At 60.3% G+C, this 459-nt stretch carries 2 pseudogenes; both read left to right on the forward strand.

Annotation, left to right across the window (positions count from 1 at the left end):
* Positions 1-100: 100 nt before the first annotated feature.
* Positions 101-181: pseudogene (locus QCE79_RS33695) on the forward strand (lysozyme); the annotation flags it as partial.
* Positions 178-459, forward strand: a pseudogene (locus QCE79_RS33700) (lysozyme); the annotation flags it as partial. The pseudogenes QCE79_RS33695 and QCE79_RS33700, both read left to right, overlap by 4 nt.

The raw sequence follows: 459 nt of genomic DNA on the forward strand, positions 1-459 counted from the left end.
GATCAGCGATCACGATCAACCGGAACGGGTGATCACGATCATTCGGAATCCGTGATCACCATCCGCCGAAATGCGTGATCACGTTCGCCGGAATACGCAGGTGAGCTCGCGAGGGCGGGTGCTTCCCGGCCTCGTGAAGCGTCGCGCCGAAGAGCGTTCGCTTTGCGAGCGAAACTTGTGAAGTACGCACCGTACCTCATCGTATGCGTGGCTGGCATTGCAATCGGCGGTGCTGCGCTTCACATCTTCGATAGCAGCCAACTTGCCAAGGAGCAGGCTGCTCACGCGCGCGACAACGAGGCGAACGTACGAAAGCTTGCGACCCTCTCGGAGGGTGCGGCGAAGGCAGCACGCGCTGCAATCGCGGCTCACAACACGGCAGCCGCCCGTATCGCAGCGCTCGACGAACAGTTCCACCGTGAGAGGATTTCCCATGAAGCTGACAACGCCAAAAATCGC

This window comes from Caballeronia sp. LZ003, from assembly GCF_031451465.1.
Classification (GTDB): domain Bacteria; phylum Pseudomonadota; class Gammaproteobacteria; order Burkholderiales; family Burkholderiaceae; genus Caballeronia.